The sequence below is a fragment of the Arcobacter sp. CECT 8983 genome, assembly GCF_004118855.1.
Classification (GTDB): Bacteria; Campylobacterota; Campylobacteria; order Campylobacterales; family Arcobacteraceae; genus Halarcobacter.
In genome coordinates, this window is sequence record NZ_PDKF01000008.1 from 287,347 (window position 1) to 302,795 (window position 15,449).

The window sequence follows — 15,449 nt, forward strand, 5'->3', positions numbered from 1 at the left end:
AAAGCTATTATTATTCTGCTGTATAAATTTCGTCTAATAGTGAATCCACAAAATCATCTGGACTAAATTCAATTAAATCATTTTGTTTTTCTCCAACTCCCACATAGAAAATTGGTAATTCAAGTTGATTAGAGATAGAAAATAGTGCACCACCTTTTGCAGTACCATCAAGTTTTGTTACAATAATTCCATCAACTCCAACCATTTCATTAAAAGCTTTAGCTTGTGCAATTGCCGTGTTACCTTGAGTTCCATCTAAAATCATAAGTTTTTGGTGTGGAGCACCTTCTTTTGCTTTATTACATACTTTTACAATTTTTTTAAGCTCATTACTTAAATTTGTTTGTGTTTGTAATCTTCCTGCTGTATCAATAATAACATTGTCAATATCTCTTGCAACTGCTGAAGAAATAGTATCATATGCAACTGCACTAGCATCATGTCCTTGTTTTGTTTTGATAATTGGAACATCAAGTTTTTCTGCCCATGTGCTAAGTTGTTCAATAGCAGCAGCTCTGAAAGTGTCTCCTGCTCCTAAGATAACTGATTTTCCTTCATTTTTAGCTCTATTGGCTAATTTTGCAATAGTAGTTGTTTTACCTGCTCCATTAACTCCAATAATAAGTCTTACAAAGGGTTTAGGAAGATTAGAAAGATCAACTTCTGGTGCATGTTCAAAAAGCATTACAAGTCTATGTCTTAACTGTTTTCTTGTAATCTCTTCAGGAAGTCCATCCATTGCTTTTTCAATGATTTCGTATTCCATGTCAGCTTCGATTAACATCTCTTCAATATCTTCAAAAGAAATTTTTTCTTTTCTTTGAGGAACAACTGATTTAATATTTTCAAAGGTTTTTGATAAGGCTTTACTAAAGAAACCTTTTGAAGAGTTCTCTTCTTCTATGAAAGTTTCTTTATTATCTTCTTGTGAATTAAGTTCTTGTTCTTCTTGAAGATTTAACTCTTCTTCAACTTTCTCTTCTTCTTTCTTTTTCTTTAAAAAACTAAACATTACTTATTTTCCAAGTGCTTCATCTATATCTAATTCCAACATCTCTTCAGGAACTATACCAACATATTTTTGCACTATTTTGCCATTTGGGTCTATTAAAAACATTGAAGGAATACTTTGTACAGGACCAACTAAGGTTGCAATTTTCAAGTTATCATCACTATTTGTAATAGGATATTCTATTTCATACTCTTCAATAAATCTATTTAGCTCTTCTTGACTTAATAAAGTTCCATCTTTTTTGCCTAAGTTAAAACCAACAATTTCAAGTTGTCCTTTGTATTTTTTCTTTAAATTATTTAAATGAGGGATTTCAGCTCTACATGGAGGACACCAAGTAGCCCAAAAATTTAATAATACAGCTTTACCTTTTAACTCTTCTATTGAAACTTGTTCTTTTTTAACTTCAATATTTAAGTTTTTTAATTCATGTGTTTGTAGTGTAAATTTTGTTTGCTTTTCTTTTATAATTTCTTTCTTTTCATCTTTTGAACCACAACCAGTAAACAAAAGTGTAACAGAAATTATTAAAAATGCTATTTTTTTAAACTGCATTTTAATTCCTTATTGGTAGAATATTTAAGGTAAGAATTTTACCCAAGTAAGGCTTAAATATGAAAGAAAATCACAAAAGTGATTTCAGAAAATCATGTATTAAAAGATTAGAGTTTTCAAGCCGCTTTTTAAAGTTATATAAAGATAAAAAGACAGTAGAGAAATTAGAAAAATTTATAGAATTATATAATTTCAGAAATATATTGTTATATATTCCAATGGATATGGAAGTAAATGTACTTCCTTTAATCAATAAATTAAGAAAGAAACAAATTAATGTATTTGTTCCTTTCATGTACAAGGACAGTTTTAAATTAGTAAAGTATAGATTGCCATTACAAAAAAAGAGGTTTGGTATTAAAGAACCCAATAACTCTTTTTGTATTCATCCAAAAATAGATTTAGCCATTGTCCCTGTTGTGGGAGTGGATAAAGAATGGAAAAGAATTGGTTTTGGTAAAGGAATGTATGACAGATTTTTTTATAGCTTAGACTATAAACCAACTATTGTTTTTACTCAATTAACACTTTGTAAAGCGAATAAAACACTAAGTAATAAATACGATATTCAAGCTGATTTTGTAATTACAAATTAAGGTTTTGATATGGAATTAGTAATAGTAGGTATTGTAGTTGCAATTATTAGTGTTGCGATTACGATATTCGTAGTAAAAAAAATAAATAAAGCAAAATTTGATATTTATATTGAACAAGCAAAGGCAAAAGCAAAAGTTATTGAACATGAAGCTAAAGTGATCTTAAAAGATGCTCAAATTAAGGCAAAAAGAGATTATGATAGAGAGTTCAAAGCTGCTAAAAGAGAGTATGATGATATGCTTTCTCAGATTGAGAGAAAAGAGAAAGAGTTAAATCATCATTTGGAATGTGAGCTAAAAGCCATAAAAGAAGAAAAAGCCCAAATAGTTGAAAAAAATGAAAAAATTACAACTATAAAAGAGGGATTAAAAAGACAACAAAAAACTTATGAAGAAAAAATTTCTAAAGCTATAAAAGTATTAGAAAATGCTTCTGGGTTAACTGAAGATGAAGCAAAAGAACTTATGCTTGAAAAAGTAAAAGAAGATAGTCGAGCAGAAATAGCTTCTATTTTTAGAAAAAGATATAAGTTAGCAGAACAAAACAGTAAAGATGAGATTAACAATATGTTCTCTCAAGCTGTTACTAGATATGCAGGTGAGTTTGCAGCAGAAAGACTTATCAATAATATTCCTATTAATGACGAAGAAACAAAAGGAAAAATTATTGGTAAAGAAGGGCGAAATATTAAAGCTCTTGAGATGTTATTAGGTGTTGATATTATTATTGATGATACACCAAATACGATCACTATTTCATCTTTTAATCTTTATAGAAGAGCAATTGCTACTAGAACTATTGAAGAGTTATTAGAAGATGGAAGAATTCAACCTGCAAGAATTGAAGAGATTTACAACAAAGTTAAAACAGAGTTTGATAATAACATCCTAAAAGAGGGTGAAGATGTTGTAATGGAACTTGGAATTAAATCAATGCATCCAGAACTTATTAAGTTAGTTGGAAGATTAAGATATAGAGCTTCTTATGGTCAAAATGCATTAAAGCATACTTTAGAAGTTGCTAACTTAGCTGGTTTATTAGCTGCTCAAATGGGTGGAGATGCTGTTTTAGCTAGAAGAGCAGGTATCTTACATGATATTGGAAAAGCATTAACTCATGATATGCCAGGTAGTCATGTGGATTTAGGAGCTGAAATCTGTAGAAGATATGATGAGCCAGATACTGTTATAAATGCAATTTATGCTCATCATGGACATGAAGAACCAATAAATGTAGAGTCTGCTGCTGTATGTGCTGCTGATGCTTTAAGTGCAGCTAGACCAGGTGCTAGAAGAGAAGTTCTTGAAAGCTTCTTAAAAAGAGTAGAAGAGGTTGAAAATATCTCTACTTCTAAAACAGGTGTAATTAATGCATATGCAATTAATGCTGGACGTGAAGTAAGAGTAATAGTAAAAGCTGAGTTAGTAAATGATGATGAAGCAATTTTACTTGCAACTGAAATAGCACAGGAAATTGAAGAAAAAGTTCAATATCCAGGTGAAATAAAAGTAAATGTAATTAGGGAGATTAGAGCTTCTTCTTACGCTAGATAGAAAAGAGTTTTCTCTTTTTTATCTCCTTCTTTGTTTTTTAACACTTGCAATCCAAAAAAAGTTTACAAATATTGAACAAATAACACTAGAAAAAACTCCAAAAACTAAAGCTCCTGTCCAAAGTGAAGAAGCAATTTGTTCAAAATTATCATACATAGAATGGAAATTAAACTCTACAGGGTTTGTATTTCCCAAAATCAAATTTCCAAGTTTATACTCAAAATAAAAAAGTGGTGGCATTGTAATTGGGTTACTAATAAAGATAAGAGCAAAACTAATAGGTAAATTTACATTAAAATAAATAGCAAGAAGTGTAGATAATACCATTTGTAATGGCATTGGTAAACATGCTACAAAAATACCAATTAAAACTCCACCAACAACTTTTCTTCTAGATACGCTCCATAATTCTCTTTTGTGTAAAAATTTACCAAATATTTTTAAAAATCTTTGTGCTTGTATTTTTTCATGAGTAGGAAGTACTTTTTTTAATTTCTTTCTTGGCAAAGAAATCCTTAATAATAATATTTGGCAAATTTTATCAAAGAAATTGTATTTTTAATATTATAAAAACTATTAAAAACTTATGTTTATTAAAATTAAAGGTATAAAAATATTATCACAAGGGCTATTCCAAGAAGTGTTAGATAAAGACCTCTTTGTCTAAATCCATATTTTCCTTTAACCATAAATATTGCAGAAATAGCAAGAAAAAATAAGATTATAGAATAAGCAAGTGCTAAATACGACCATTTATCTTGGCTTGATGATTTATGTGCTTTAACTAAAGCGTTAATAAAAGTAGGATATCCATTAATTGAATAAATAAGTTCACCTGATGTTTTATAATATGTAATAAATTTCATATCTTTTTTTCTTGATATTTGATATTTGATAAGTTCGTTATTGTTTTCTAATAACTCAAATTTATCTAAAACTGATTTTTTAATAATATGAGAAGGTAAACTCTTTTTTTCTTCATTTTCAGTAAATGTAAGAACTATCTCTTTTTGTAAATCTTTTTCTTTTATATTTTTTTCAATAGTTGCATTTAATATATACTCTTTTTCAAAGAGATGTAAATCTCTAACTGAAAGAATCATCCCTGAAATTGAATAAATAATAGTTATACCAATAACTAAATAACCTAAGTCTCTATGCCAGTTTCTAAGTGTAGTGGAAAGTTTTTTCTTTTTTTTCATTATAACTCCAAAAATATTTTTTGGAATTATAATATTAGAAGTTAAACCTAAATTTAACAGTAAAAATTTTTAAGAGTTTTTTAACTCTTGCATTAAAAGTAGTTCTTCTTGAGTATTAAGATGTTGCTTATTATCTTTTTTTAGTTTTGTAAGTTCTTTTATTTCTGTTGATAATTCTTCAAGCTTAGAAATTGCTTCTTTAAGAGTACTTGATAGTTCTTTGTCATCACTCATATTATCTTGTTTTTCTTTTATTTCATCAGCATCTTTAATGATAACTCCATTTACTGATCTTTTTAATTCATCAATCATTTTTTCAAGTTTTGCAAGTAGTTTTTCTATGGTTTTTAAATCACCAGTTCCATTTTCTTTTTCTTCTTTTATCTTTGCAAGAATTTCTTCTTTTAGTTTTTCAATGGCTTCAAGTTCATCTTTTGTAAAACCAGTTTTTAATAAAGAAATTATATCTTCCACAAGCTCTTCTGTAGATTTTTCAATTTCTAGTGGCTTAGTATCTTCTTCTTTTACTTGTGTATTTGTAAGTTCTTCTTCAAATATAGTATCTTTTGTTGAAATCTCTTTTTTAGATTCATTGTTTGTAAAGTAATAGTTACTTTGAGATGCTGGTTCAACAATCATAGTAAATCCTTTAAATAATATAGAACATTATAATAAAATTAATATTAAAATTCCAATAAAACAAATGCTTAATTAATTTTTACTATAATACAAAAAATTTAGAAAATAAGAGTATTATGAAAAACAATAAACCAACTACAAAAATAATTGCAGGAAAATATAAAGGAAAAGTTCTAGAACTGCCTTCTCTAGATGTAACAAGAAGTTCTAAAGCAAGACTTAAAGAGTCACTTTTTAATGTTCTTCAGTTTGATATTATTGATAAAATATTTGTTGAAAGCTTCGCAGGAAGTGGAAGTATTGGACTTGAAGCTATTAGTCGTGATGCAAAAAAGGCTTATTTTGTAGAGCTTGATAAGAATTCTTATAGATGTTTAACAAACAATTGTAAAATGCTTGAACCGCAAAAATGTCAAACTTTTTTTGGAGATACATTTTCTCAAACACCAGCTATTTTAGAAAGTTTAAAAAATAGTGAAGATGAGATTATCTTATATGTTGATCCTCCTTTTGACTATAGAGATGGAATGGAAGAGATATATGAAAAATCATTTGATATGATTAGAAATATTCAAAATGAAAATATTTATCTAATAATAATTGAGCATGTATCAACTCTTGAAATTCCAGAGACTCTAGGTAAATTTACTCTTCAAAGAACAAAGAAATTTGGGAAAAGTTCTTTATCTTATTTTGAAAGTAAAGAAGCATAAAATATGGTAAGAGTGGCATTTCTTTTATTGGTTTTTTTAATATTATCAGTATTTTTTATGCCTCTTTTTTACACAATTTCTGCCTATGAATTAAATCCTTCAAAAATACTACTTGCTCCTTCTTTTGAACATATTATGGGAACAGATAGATTAGGAAGAGATATTTTTGCTAGAGTTTTACAAGGTGGACAAACTTCACTTATAATAGGTTTTTTAAGTGCTAGTATTGCTTCATTAATAGGATTGTTTATCGGAATAAATGCAGCTTTTTTTAAAGGTAAAGTAGATAAAGCAATAATAGTTTTAATAGATCTTTTTCTTACTTTCCCAACTTTCTTTTTGCTTCTTGCTTTGGTTGCTTATATCCAAGCATCTATTTTAGTTTTAGTAATAGTTATTTCAATAACTGGCTGGATGGGAATGGCAAGACTTATTAGAAGTGAAAGTTTTGCAATAGGAAATCAACCTTTTATCAAAATTTTGAAACTTGCAAATGTGCCAAAAACAAAAATCATATTTAAGTATTTTGCTCCTCTTTTAGCACCTATTTTTCTTATTTCTTTTACTTTTGGAGTAGGTGGTGCAATTTTAGCTGAGTCAGGACTGTCTTTTTTAGGGCTTGGTGTTAATCCTCCCCAAATGTCATGGGGTAGCTTACTTAGTGATGGAAAAGCTGTTATGGATATTGCTTGGTGGGTTAGCTTTTTCCCTGGTTTTATGATATTTTTAATAACTTTTTGTTTAATGCAAATTTCTGATTACTTACAACAAAAATTTAATACAAAAGAGATACAAAGCACTTAATAAAATTTTGTAAATTAATGTAATGAATCTTGCAACTTTTTTGAAACTTTCAAATAATTAATGCTATAATTCCCGACTTTTTTACTAAAGGATTACTTTGAGTAGTACTATTAAATCTTTATTTATTTTAGCTATTTTACCAATAGCTCTTTTTGCTGAAGGGAAAGATAATGCTATAACTTATGGTGCATTAACCTTGCTTCCGCCTCTGGTTGCAATTGTTTTAGCCTTTGTTACTAGAAATGTTATTTTTTCACTTTTTATGGGGATATTTACTGGAACATTTATGGCAAATATCAGTGGTGCAAATATTTTTGCAACTTTTTTTAGTGCCTTTGTTGATATGTCTGGAAAAATGGTTGGTTCTATGGCAGATTCTTGGAATGCAGGTATTATTATGCAGGTACTTACTATTGGTGGTATGATTGCAGTTATAACTAAAATGGGTGGTCCTAGAGCAATTGCTGAAAAACTAGCCCAAAGAGCAAAAACTCCTGCTACTGCACAGTTTTACACTTGGTTACTTGGATTTTTTATTTTCTTTGATGATTATGCAAACTCTTTAGTTGTCGGTCCAATTATGAGACCAGTAACAGATAAACTTAAAATTGCAAGAGAAAAATTAGCCTTTATTATTGACTCTACTGCTGCTCCTATTGCAGGGTTAGCATTAATTTCAACATGGGTTGGTTATGAACTTTCTTTAATCAAAGATGCTTATGAAACAATAGGTCAACCAGAAGTAAATGCCTTCGCAGTTTTTGTTGAGACTCTTCCATATAGATTTTATAATATTTTGATGTTAGCTTTTGTTTTTATCTCTGCACTTTCATTAAGAGAGTTTGGTCCTATGCATACAGCTGCTAAAAGAGCTTTTGAAAAAGGTGAATTAACTGACCCTAAAACAGATTCAACACTAATGAATCAAGAGAACTCTTTTATGATGCCAAAAGATGGAGTTAAGTACTCTATTTTTAATGCAATTATTCCAATAGCAGTTTTAATTGTAGTTGCAATTGTTGGTTTCTATATGAATGGTGTTAGTGGATTAGAGGGAGATACTTTAAAAGCAGTTCAAGCTGATCCATACTCTTTTGCTTCAATTAGAGAAGCATTTGGTGCAGCTGATGCTTCAATTGTTATTTTTGAAGCTGCGTTATTAGCTTCATTAGTTGCAATTGGTATGGGATTAAAACAAAAAGTATTTTCTTTACATGAAGCAATTGAAACTTGGGTTTATGGTGCAAAAGCCCTTGTAATTACAGCTGTAATTTTAATTCTTGCTTGGTCTTTATCTGCTGTTATGAAAGAGCTTGGTACGGCGCAGTACCTTGTAACAATGTTATCTGATTCTACACCTCAGTTTATTTTACCAACTATTATTTTTATACTTGGTTCTATTATCTCATTTTCAACTGGAACTTCATATGGAACAATGGGGATTTTAATGCCTTTAACTATTCCATTAGCAAGTGCAATTGGAATTCATACAGGATTAGAAGGAACTGAATTACATAGTTACATTGTATTAAATGTTGGTGCAGTTTTAACAGGTGCTATTTTTGGGGATCATTGTTCGCCAATCTCTGATACATCTATCTTATCATCTATGGCATCTTCGTGTAATCATATGGATCATATCTCTACGCAGTTACCATATGCACTTTTCATAGGTTTTGTAGCAATTGTTTGTGGATATTTACCAGCAGCATTTGGTGTACCAGTATATTTATTGTTACCACTTGGATTAGTAATTATTTATTTAGTAATAAGATTCTACGGAAAACCTTACATGAATAACTAATAAAAAAGAGGGAAACCTCTTTTTTATATTCTGTTTAAAAGCTTATCAAGTAAGTTTGTACTTAATACTCTTTTTGCAAAACCTAAAATATGAGTTGCTTTTGTAACATAGTATCTTGGTTTTGGTTTTTGTGTCTGCATAATTTTTAATACAACATTTGCAACTGAGGTTGCTGGTAGATTAAAAGGTGTTGTATCTTTATCATTTTCAAGTCTTTTCTTTAATTCTTGTTTATATGTTGGTGTAAAAAAGCTATTTTCTATATCTACATTTTGATTAAACTTTTTAAGAGCATTTTCTCTAAATTTTGAAGTAACTGGACCTGTGTTTATTGTAGAGATATAAATATTGCTATGGCTAACTTCTTGTCTCATAGTGTCAGCAAGTCCTTCAATAGCATATTTAGAAGCGTTGTATGCTCCTCTAAATTTAAGTGAAATAATTCCTAACACAGAAGAGTGCTGAATAACTTTTCCAAAGCCTTGTTTTCTAAAGATTTTCATAGCCTGAATAGTAGCTTCATGTAGTCCAAAAAGGTTTGTTTCAAACTGTTCTTTAAGCGTTTCAGTACTGATATCTTCAACAGCTCCTGGCTGTCCATATCCAGCATTATTAAAAATAGCATCTAGTTTTTCATCTTTTTTTAAAATATATTCTAAAGCTTTACTAATATCTTCTTTGATAGTCACATCTACTTTTAGTGCATCAAAACCTAGTTCTACTAGTTTTTGTACATCTTCTTCTTTTCTAGCACTTGCATAGACTTTGTAGCCGTTTTCTTTTAAAGTAAGTGCTGTTTGAAATCCTATTCCAGTGGAACATCCTGTTATAAAAATATTTTGCATTTATTGTCCAATTTATTTTCTATTTTTTTTAAGATGGTATTATAACAAAAGAAAAAGACTGGAAGATTAATGCAAAGTATAAAAGAGATTTTAGATAAAGAAGTATGTAGTAGAAATAATAATTGTGAGCTTTCATATGAAAGACCAGACCCACTTTTAGTAGCAAGTAGGTACCAAGATGAATATATAATACTTTTATGTGCTTTATTTGGTTATGGAAAAGCTTCATTGATAGTAAAATTTTTAGATAGTTTAAACTTTGATTTACTAAATGAAAAAGAAGAAGTTATAGAAAAAGAGTTGGATAAGTTTTATTATAGATTTCAAAATAATGAAGATGTTAAAACTATATTTAAAACTTTTAGACGTATGAAACAAGAAGATAGTTTAAAAAATATTTTTCTTGAAACTTACAAAAAAGACAATGATATTTTAGAATCTCTTGATAGCCTTATTTTACGAATACATAAAGTAGCAAATTATACCTCGCAAGGTATGACTTTTTTAGTATCAAGTCCATTAAAAAGAAAAAGCCAAGGAGATATAAAACATATAGGAAATGCTCCATATAAAAGATGGATGATGTATTTAAGATGGATGGTTCGAAGTGATAATTTAGATTTAGGATTATGGAAAGAAGTTGATAAAAAAGATTTAATCCTTCCCCTTGATACACACACTTTTAAAGTATCACAAAAACTTGGATTACTTGATAGGAAAACTTATGATTTAAAATCAGCTATTTTAATAACTGAAAAGTTAAGAGAGTTTGATATTATCGACCCTATAAAATATGATTTTGCTTTATATAGAATTGGTCAGGAGAAGATTATTTATTAATCTATTTGATTCAAGAATCTTTGAAAGAGGTATTTTATTTTCTTTTATTAATTCATATGTTGTGTTAACTATTGTTTCAAGTCTTGTATTTCCAAGTTGATTTCCAAATACTAAAATATTAACACCAGAGTTAATAGCTAGTTCTAATGTTTGTTTTAGCGTATAGTGATTGCTTATGGCTTTCATTTGTAAATCATCACTTACAATTAAACCTTTGAAGTTAAGCCTTTCTCTTAGAAGTTTAGTATTTATATTATAAGATAAAGTTGCAGGATAATTTTTATCAAGTTGTTTATTGAAAACATGGGCTGTCATTATAAAATCCACTTTGTCTTTATTTATTAGATTTTTATATGGAGTTAATTCTTCTTTATTCCAAGTATTTGAAATATCTACAAAACCTTTGTGAGAATCAGCTTTTGAGGAACCATGTCCTGGAAAGTGTTTTAATACAGAAAAAATACTATTTTTCTTTTGTTCTTCTATAAATATTTGTGCTATTTTTGAAACTTCTTTACTATCTTTTGAATATGACCTTTCAAGTTTATTTATTACATAGTTGTCTTTATTTATGTTCAAGTCAACAACTGGTGCAAAGTTTAGATTAAAGCCATACTCTTTTAACTCAGCTGCTAACTTTGAGTAGATAGTTTTTATTTCATTTTCCGGTTTTTTAGCAATCTCTTTTGCACTAGGGTAAGAAGTAAAACCATTATTTTTATTGAGTCTTTGAACTTTTCCACCTTCTTGGTCAATAGAAATAAACATTTTATAATCAGAATAGTTTTGAATACTTGAAGTTAAAGCTTTTAGTTGAGTAGGGTTTTTTATATTTTTTATTTTCTTTGTTTTATATTTTTTACTAAATAATATTACTCCACCAAGATTGTATTGTTTTATGTCATTTTTTAGTTGAGTGTTTAAAGAGAAACTATCAAAACCTAAGATGATAGTTCTTCCTATAAGTTTTTTTATCTCTTCTGCTTTGTAGTTTTCTTTCGCACTTACAGAAGAGAATAAAAAAGAAAATACTAAAAGAAGTTTAAATAACTGTACCATCTTCAATAATAATCTTATTTCTTCCACCTTCTTTTGCTTGATAAAGTAGCATATCTGCTTTTTGAATAGCATTTTCATATGAAGAGTGGTTATTTCTGATTGCAACACCAGCTGAGAATGTTACATGAATTTTTTCTTGTTTATAAATAAAGTCATTATCATTGATAATTGTTTTAATTCTCTTTAGATACTTAAGAAGTTCTCTTTTTAGATTGAAGTGAACAATAGCAACAAACTCTTCTCCACCATATCTTCCTACAATATCAAATTCTCTTGTATTTTTATTTAAAACTTTTGCAAAAGTAGAAAGTATAATATCTCCTGCTTGGTGTCCATGATTATCATTTATTTTTTTGAAGTGATCTAAATCAAAGAATATAATTGCAAATTGAGTATTGTTTCTGTCAAACTGGCTTTCGATTTTTTTGATTGCCTCTTCATAAGCTCCTCTTGTTAAAACGCCAGTTAAGTGGTCTTTTGCACTTTGTTCTCTTGTTCTATCAAGTTCTTCTTCAAGTTTTTTTATTTTTTGCTCTAGGGATTCAACTTCTGATTTACCAGAAGAGAGTTTTTCTCCTACATGAGACATTTCACTTTCTATTGTAAGTGCAGCATCAATAAGTTTTGTTTGAAGCTCTGATAATTCTTCAAAACCAGTTGATTTTTGCATATCTATAGACTCAATTTGTGTTTTGATATTAGAAACTTCTTTTGAACCTTTTCCACTACTATGAATAGCATCATTAAAGTATTGTCCCATAAGAGTTAATAATTTTGCTATATCAGAAGTTTTTTGTTTAACTACTTTTTTATCAGCTTCAAATCTTTTTGTAATAAATTCTTGCATCTCTTTTTGAATATCTTCTTCAAATAAAAGTGCAGGGGAGTTACCTATTTTAATAGAGAAGTTTTTTAGGTTTTCATCTACATCAATACTAATTGAAGGAGTAACTGCTTCTTGGAATAGTTTTGCTAAAGAATTTACATTGTCTTTTGAAACTCTATTAAGTAAAATAGGAATCATATCTTCAAAAGTTTGAATACCTTTTGATTGGATTTCTATTTGTTCATTTTTACTAAGTTTACTTATTAGTTCTTTAAACTGTTCGCACTCTTTAACTGAGAACTTGTAAGTTTTAGAAACATTACAAAACTCTTTATGATATTCATTTGGTGTAGCATCAAGACCTTTTTTCTTTATATTTATTAAGGTTTCTTTTACTATGCTATTTATATTTCTTTCCATAATTACTATTCCTAGTTTTAGTATCTAAAAGTTTTATGCTAATAGTTTCTTTGTCATTTCATTAATTCTTTTTCCATCTGCAACACCAGCAAGTTTTTTTGAAGCAGTTCCCATAACTTTCCCCATATCTTTAACTGTTGTTGCACCAACTTCAGCAATGATTTCTTTCATTGAACTTTCAAGTTCTTCATCTGATAATTGTTTTGGCATATACTCTTTGAAAATATCTACTTGTTCTTGTTCTTTTGCAACTAAATCATCTCTTGAAGCTTCTTTATATTGTGCAATAGATTCTTCTCTTTGCTTAATTCCTTTTTGAATAAGTTTTAAAACATCTTCATCTGATAATTCTTTTCTTTCATCTACTTCAATCTGTTTTATCATTGTATTTATAGCTCTAATTGAATCTCTTTTTACTATGTTTTTTTCTCTCATAGCTAACTTTAAATCATCTTTTAATTTTTGTTTTAAACTCATAAAATTTCCTTATCAATTATTTATATTTCATTATATCTTAACTATTTTAAACTAATTGTTAAAACTCTCGACAAGCTCTTCTAGCTCTAAAAATCTTTCAACTTTTTGTTCATAAAGTTCTTCTATTTCTTCTAGCTCTTTTGAAACAGCAACAATTCCTTTTTGCTCATAACAAGAGGGTGTTGCAAGGCATTCATTTATTTGTTCAATTTTTTCTTCAAGCTCTTCTATGTCTTTTGGTAAAGAATCATAGTCTCTTTGATCTTTATATGAAAGTTTTGTTTGCTTTTTTTCTTTGTTAGTTAATTTTATATTAGATGAGTTGTTGTCTTGTTTTGAACTCTCTTTTTCTAAAGAATCAAGTTCTTTTAACTCTTTTTCTATTTCTAAATACTCTGTATAAGGTTGATAGCTTTCTTCAACTGTTCCATCACCTTTAAATACAAATAACTTTTTAGCAATTTTATCTACAAAATATCTATCGTGAGATACAAAAATCAATGCTCCTTGAAAGTTTTGTAAATACTCTTCTAAAATATTAATTGTAGGGATATCTAAATCATTTGTTGGCTCATCAAGGATTAAGCAATCAACTTTTTTAGTAAATAAAAGTGCTAAGGCAACTCTATTTTTCTCTCCACCACTTAAAACACCAACTTTTTTATCTAAATATTCTCTAGGGAAAAGGAAGTTCTTTAAGTATCCAAATACATGCATAGTTCTTCCATCATCTAAAACAACTCTATCTCCACCATTTGGACAAAAAGTTTCCATAAGGTTTTTAGAATCATCAAGCATATCTCTTTGTTGATCGAAATATCCTATATTGAAATCACCTTTTTTAAGTCTTCCACTATCTATTTTCATTTTTTCCATAAAGATTTTAAGTAAAGTTGATTTTCCACTTCCATTTGGACCAACTATTGCAATAGTATCTTTTTGTAAAATTCTTGTAGTAAAGTCTTTTATTAGCTCTTTTTCTCCTAAAGATTTATAGATATTGTCTAACTCATAAAGCATTTTCTTTTTATTTTTTTGTTTTTCTTCACTATTAAATGACTTTTGCTCCCTTTGAAGTTCTAAAGACATTTTTTTAATAGCTGCAGGATTTGATTTTGCTTTTTTCTTTAAATCAAAGTATTCTGCTTTTCTTCTTTCATTTCTTTTCCTTCTCGCAGTAACACCTCTTTGCATCCAATGAGCTTCTCTTTTTACAAGTCTTAGTAAATTTTCATGGTCTTTTTGCATATTTTCTAACATTTGTTGTTTTTGTTCTAAATATGAAGAATATCCACCATTAAATCTTTTTAAGTCTCCCCCTTCAACTTCCACAACTGAAGTTGCAATATTATCAATAAAATATCTATCATGAGAGATGAAAAGTAGAGTAAAGTTGTTCTTTAAAAGAAGGCTTTCTAGAAACTCAACCATATAAACATCAAGGTGGTTTGTAGGTTCATCTAGAAGTAGTACATCAGGTTTTTTAAGAAGTAGTCCAGCTAAGCTAACTCTTCTTTGCTCACCACCACTTAGTAGATTTACATCTTTGTGTTCATACTGTTTTAGTTGAAACTCTTTTAATACTCTTTCTATAGTATTATCTAAATCCCATGCATTATGAAAATCAATATATGTAGCAAGTTCACTTTGTCTTTTTAAAAGCTCTTCATTGTCATAATCACTTGCAATTTTTAAAGTTAACTCTTCATACTCTTTTTTTGTACTTTTGATTTCTGCAAGTTGTTCTTCAATTGCATCTCTTACTTTTAGACCTGCTTTAAATTTTGGTTGTTGATCTAACATTTCTATTTTTAAAGACTTATCAATAGATATTTCTCCATTGTCAGGTTCAACTTGATTCATGATGATTTTAAAAAGTGTTGATTTTCCTTGTCCATTTTGACCAATTACAGCTATTCTTTGACCTTCTAATAAAGTGAAGTTTACATCTTTTAATATTGTTTTTACATCATATTGTTTTGAAATGTTTTGTAGGTCTATTAATGCCATGTATTTTTTAGTTCTCCTGAGATTTCATATCTATTTAAAGGCAGATATAATAGCTAAAAAGTAGTTAAAATTGCATATTATAAAGCTTTGCAA

The 15,449-nt window shown here is 28.4% G+C and carries 16 protein-coding genes; 6 read left to right on the top strand and 10 right to left on the bottom strand.

Annotated elements, in window-relative coordinates; translation table 11 throughout:
• Positions 1–10: 10 nt before the first annotated feature.
• Both ftsY and CRV01_RS10370 read right to left on the bottom strand, forming a co-directional pair.
• Entirely contained in the window at positions 11–1,012 is a 1,002-nt protein-coding gene (gene ftsY, locus CRV01_RS10365; RefSeq protein WP_129008137.1) for a signal recognition particle-docking protein FtsY, read from the bottom strand.
• 3 nt (positions 1,013–1,015) lie between these two features.
• Positions 1,016–1,567, bottom strand: a complete 552-nt coding sequence (locus CRV01_RS10370) for a TlpA disulfide reductase family protein (RefSeq protein WP_129008138.1) — start codon at positions 1,565–1,567, stop codon at positions 1,016–1,018.
• A gap of 59 nt (positions 1,568–1,626) precedes the next feature.
• Between CRV01_RS10370 and CRV01_RS10375 the strand changes: the two genes are divergently transcribed.
• Complete coding sequence (locus tag CRV01_RS10375) at positions 1,627–2,163, top strand: 5-formyltetrahydrofolate cyclo-ligase (RefSeq protein ID WP_129008139.1); 537 nt, start codon at positions 1,627–1,629, stop codon at positions 2,161–2,163.
• A 9-nt stretch (positions 2,164–2,172) separates the two neighbouring features.
• Positions 2,173–3,717: a ribonuclease Y gene (gene rny, locus CRV01_RS10380; protein ID WP_129008140.1), complete on the top strand. Its 1,545-nt coding sequence runs from the start codon at positions 2,173–2,175 to the stop codon at positions 3,715–3,717.
• Between the two features lie 18 nt (positions 3,718–3,735).
• On the opposite strand, the gene CRV01_RS10385 is transcribed toward rny, so the two are convergent.
• The 3 genes from CRV01_RS10385 to CRV01_RS10395 all read right to left on the bottom strand — a co-directional run bounded on the left by CRV01_RS10385 (position 3,736) and on the right by CRV01_RS10395 (position 5,558).
• Entirely contained in the window at positions 3,736–4,224 is a 489-nt protein-coding gene (locus tag CRV01_RS10385; RefSeq protein ID WP_164970052.1) for a DUF2062 domain-containing protein, read from the bottom strand.
• 92 nt (positions 4,225–4,316) lie between these two features.
• Positions 4,317–4,919 carry a hypothetical protein gene (locus tag CRV01_RS10390; protein WP_129008142.1) on the bottom strand — a complete coding sequence of 201 codons (603 nt, stop codon included), beginning with the start codon at positions 4,917–4,919 and terminating at the stop codon, positions 4,317–4,319.
• A gap of 69 nt (positions 4,920–4,988) precedes the next feature.
• The gene (locus CRV01_RS10395) at positions 4,989–5,558 is read right to left on the bottom strand and encodes a hypothetical protein (protein ID WP_129008143.1); all 570 of its coding nucleotides are present in this window, start codon (positions 5,556–5,558) and stop codon (positions 4,989–4,991) included.
• A 116-nt stretch (positions 5,559–5,674) separates the two neighbouring features.
• Between CRV01_RS10395 and rsmD the strand changes: the two genes are divergently transcribed.
• From rsmD to CRV01_RS10410, 3 genes are all read left to right on the top strand, one after another.
• A complete protein-coding gene (rsmD, locus tag CRV01_RS10400; RefSeq protein WP_129008144.1) occupies positions 5,675–6,271 on the top strand; it encodes a 16S rRNA (guanine(966)-N(2))-methyltransferase RsmD in 597 nt (198 codons plus the stop codon).
• A gap of 3 nt (positions 6,272–6,274) precedes the next feature.
• On the top strand, positions 6,275–7,075 hold the full coding sequence (locus CRV01_RS10405) for an ABC transporter permease (RefSeq protein WP_129008145.1): 801 nt from the start codon (positions 6,275–6,277) through the stop codon (positions 7,073–7,075).
• A 109-nt stretch (positions 7,076–7,184) separates the two neighbouring features.
• Positions 7,185–8,879, top strand: coding sequence for a Na+/H+ antiporter NhaC family protein (locus CRV01_RS10410; RefSeq protein ID WP_375234267.1), 1,695 nt, complete (start codon positions 7,185–7,187; stop codon positions 8,877–8,879).
• A 23-nt stretch (positions 8,880–8,902) separates the two neighbouring features.
• Here CRV01_RS10410 and CRV01_RS10415 read toward each other — a convergent pair whose 3' ends face one another.
• Positions 8,903–9,724 (bottom strand): SDR family NAD(P)-dependent oxidoreductase, encoded by an 822-nt coding sequence (locus tag CRV01_RS10415; protein ID WP_129008147.1) that lies wholly within the window; start codon positions 9,722–9,724, stop codon positions 8,903–8,905.
• A gap of 69 nt (positions 9,725–9,793) precedes the next feature.
• Here CRV01_RS10415 and CRV01_RS10420 point away from each other — a divergent pair, with 69 nt between their 5' ends.
• The gene (locus CRV01_RS10420; protein ID WP_129008148.1) at positions 9,794–10,564 is read left to right on the top strand and encodes a TIGR02757 family protein; all 771 of its coding nucleotides are present in this window, start codon (positions 9,794–9,796) and stop codon (positions 10,562–10,564) included.
• Here CRV01_RS10420 and CRV01_RS10425 read toward each other — a convergent pair.
• The 4 genes from CRV01_RS10425 to abc-f are packed head-to-tail and all read right to left on the bottom strand — an operon-like array spanning position 10,529 to position 15,356.
• Positions 10,529–11,623 (bottom strand): glycoside hydrolase family 3 N-terminal domain-containing protein, encoded by a 1,095-nt coding sequence (locus CRV01_RS10425; protein ID WP_129008460.1) that lies wholly within the window; start codon positions 11,621–11,623, stop codon positions 10,529–10,531. The two genes, CRV01_RS10420 and CRV01_RS10425, sit on opposite strands and share 36 nt — an antisense overlap.
• A complete protein-coding gene (locus tag CRV01_RS10430; protein WP_129008149.1) occupies positions 11,607–12,869 on the bottom strand; it encodes a GGDEF domain-containing protein in 1,263 nt (420 codons plus the stop codon). Before CRV01_RS10430 ends, CRV01_RS10425 begins: the two co-directional genes overlap by 17 nt.
• A gap of 33 nt (positions 12,870–12,902) precedes the next feature.
• Positions 12,903–13,346, bottom strand: a complete 444-nt coding sequence (locus CRV01_RS10435; RefSeq protein ID WP_129008150.1) for a GatB/YqeY domain-containing protein — start codon at positions 13,344–13,346, stop codon at positions 12,903–12,905.
• Positions 13,347–13,397: 51 nt separating this feature from the next.
• Positions 13,398–15,356: a ribosomal protection-like ABC-F family protein gene (abc-f, locus tag CRV01_RS10440; RefSeq protein ID WP_129008151.1), complete on the bottom strand. Its 1,959-nt coding sequence runs from the start codon at positions 15,354–15,356 to the stop codon at positions 13,398–13,400.
• Positions 15,357–15,449 lie beyond the last annotated feature (93 nt).

Coding starts and splice junctions, on each gene's coding strand:
- rsmD (WP_129008144.1), top strand. CDS start 5,675: ATGAAAAACAATAAACCAACTACAAAAATAATTGCAGGAAAATATAAA.
- CRV01_RS10375 (WP_129008139.1), top strand. CDS start 1,627: ATGAAAGAAAATCACAAAAGTGATTTCAGAAAATCATGTATTAAAAGA.
- CRV01_RS10425 (WP_129008460.1), bottom strand. CDS start 11,623: ATGGTACAGTTATTTAAACTTCTTTTAGTATTTTCTTTTTTATTCTCT.
- abc-f (WP_129008151.1), bottom strand. CDS start 15,356: ATGGCATTAATAGACCTACAAAACATTTCAAAACAATATGATGTAAAA.
- CRV01_RS10405 (WP_129008145.1), top strand. CDS start 6,275: ATGGTAAGAGTGGCATTTCTTTTATTGGTTTTTTTAATATTATCAGTA.
- ftsY (WP_129008137.1), bottom strand. CDS start 1,012: ATGTTTAGTTTTTTAAAGAAAAAGAAAGAAGAAGAGAAAGTTGAAGAA.
- CRV01_RS10430 (WP_129008149.1), bottom strand. CDS start 12,869: ATGGAAAGAAATATAAATAGCATAGTAAAAGAAACCTTAATAAATATA.
- CRV01_RS10415 (WP_129008147.1), bottom strand. CDS start 9,724: ATGCAAAATATTTTTATAACAGGATGTTCCACTGGAATAGGATTTCAA.
- CRV01_RS10420 (WP_129008148.1), top strand. CDS start 9,794: ATGCAAAGTATAAAAGAGATTTTAGATAAAGAAGTATGTAGTAGAAAT.
- CRV01_RS10435 (WP_129008150.1), bottom strand. CDS start 13,346: ATGAGTTTAAAACAAAAATTAAAAGATGATTTAAAGTTAGCTATGAGA.
- rny (WP_129008140.1), top strand. CDS start 2,173: ATGGAATTAGTAATAGTAGGTATTGTAGTTGCAATTATTAGTGTTGCG.
- CRV01_RS10395 (WP_129008143.1), bottom strand. CDS start 5,558: ATGATTGTTGAACCAGCATCTCAAAGTAACTATTACTTTACAAACAAT.
- CRV01_RS10370 (WP_129008138.1), bottom strand. CDS start 1,567: ATGCAGTTTAAAAAAATAGCATTTTTAATAATTTCTGTTACACTTTTG.
- CRV01_RS10390 (WP_129008142.1), bottom strand. CDS start 4,919: ATGAAAAAAAAGAAAAAACTTTCCACTACACTTAGAAACTGGCATAGA.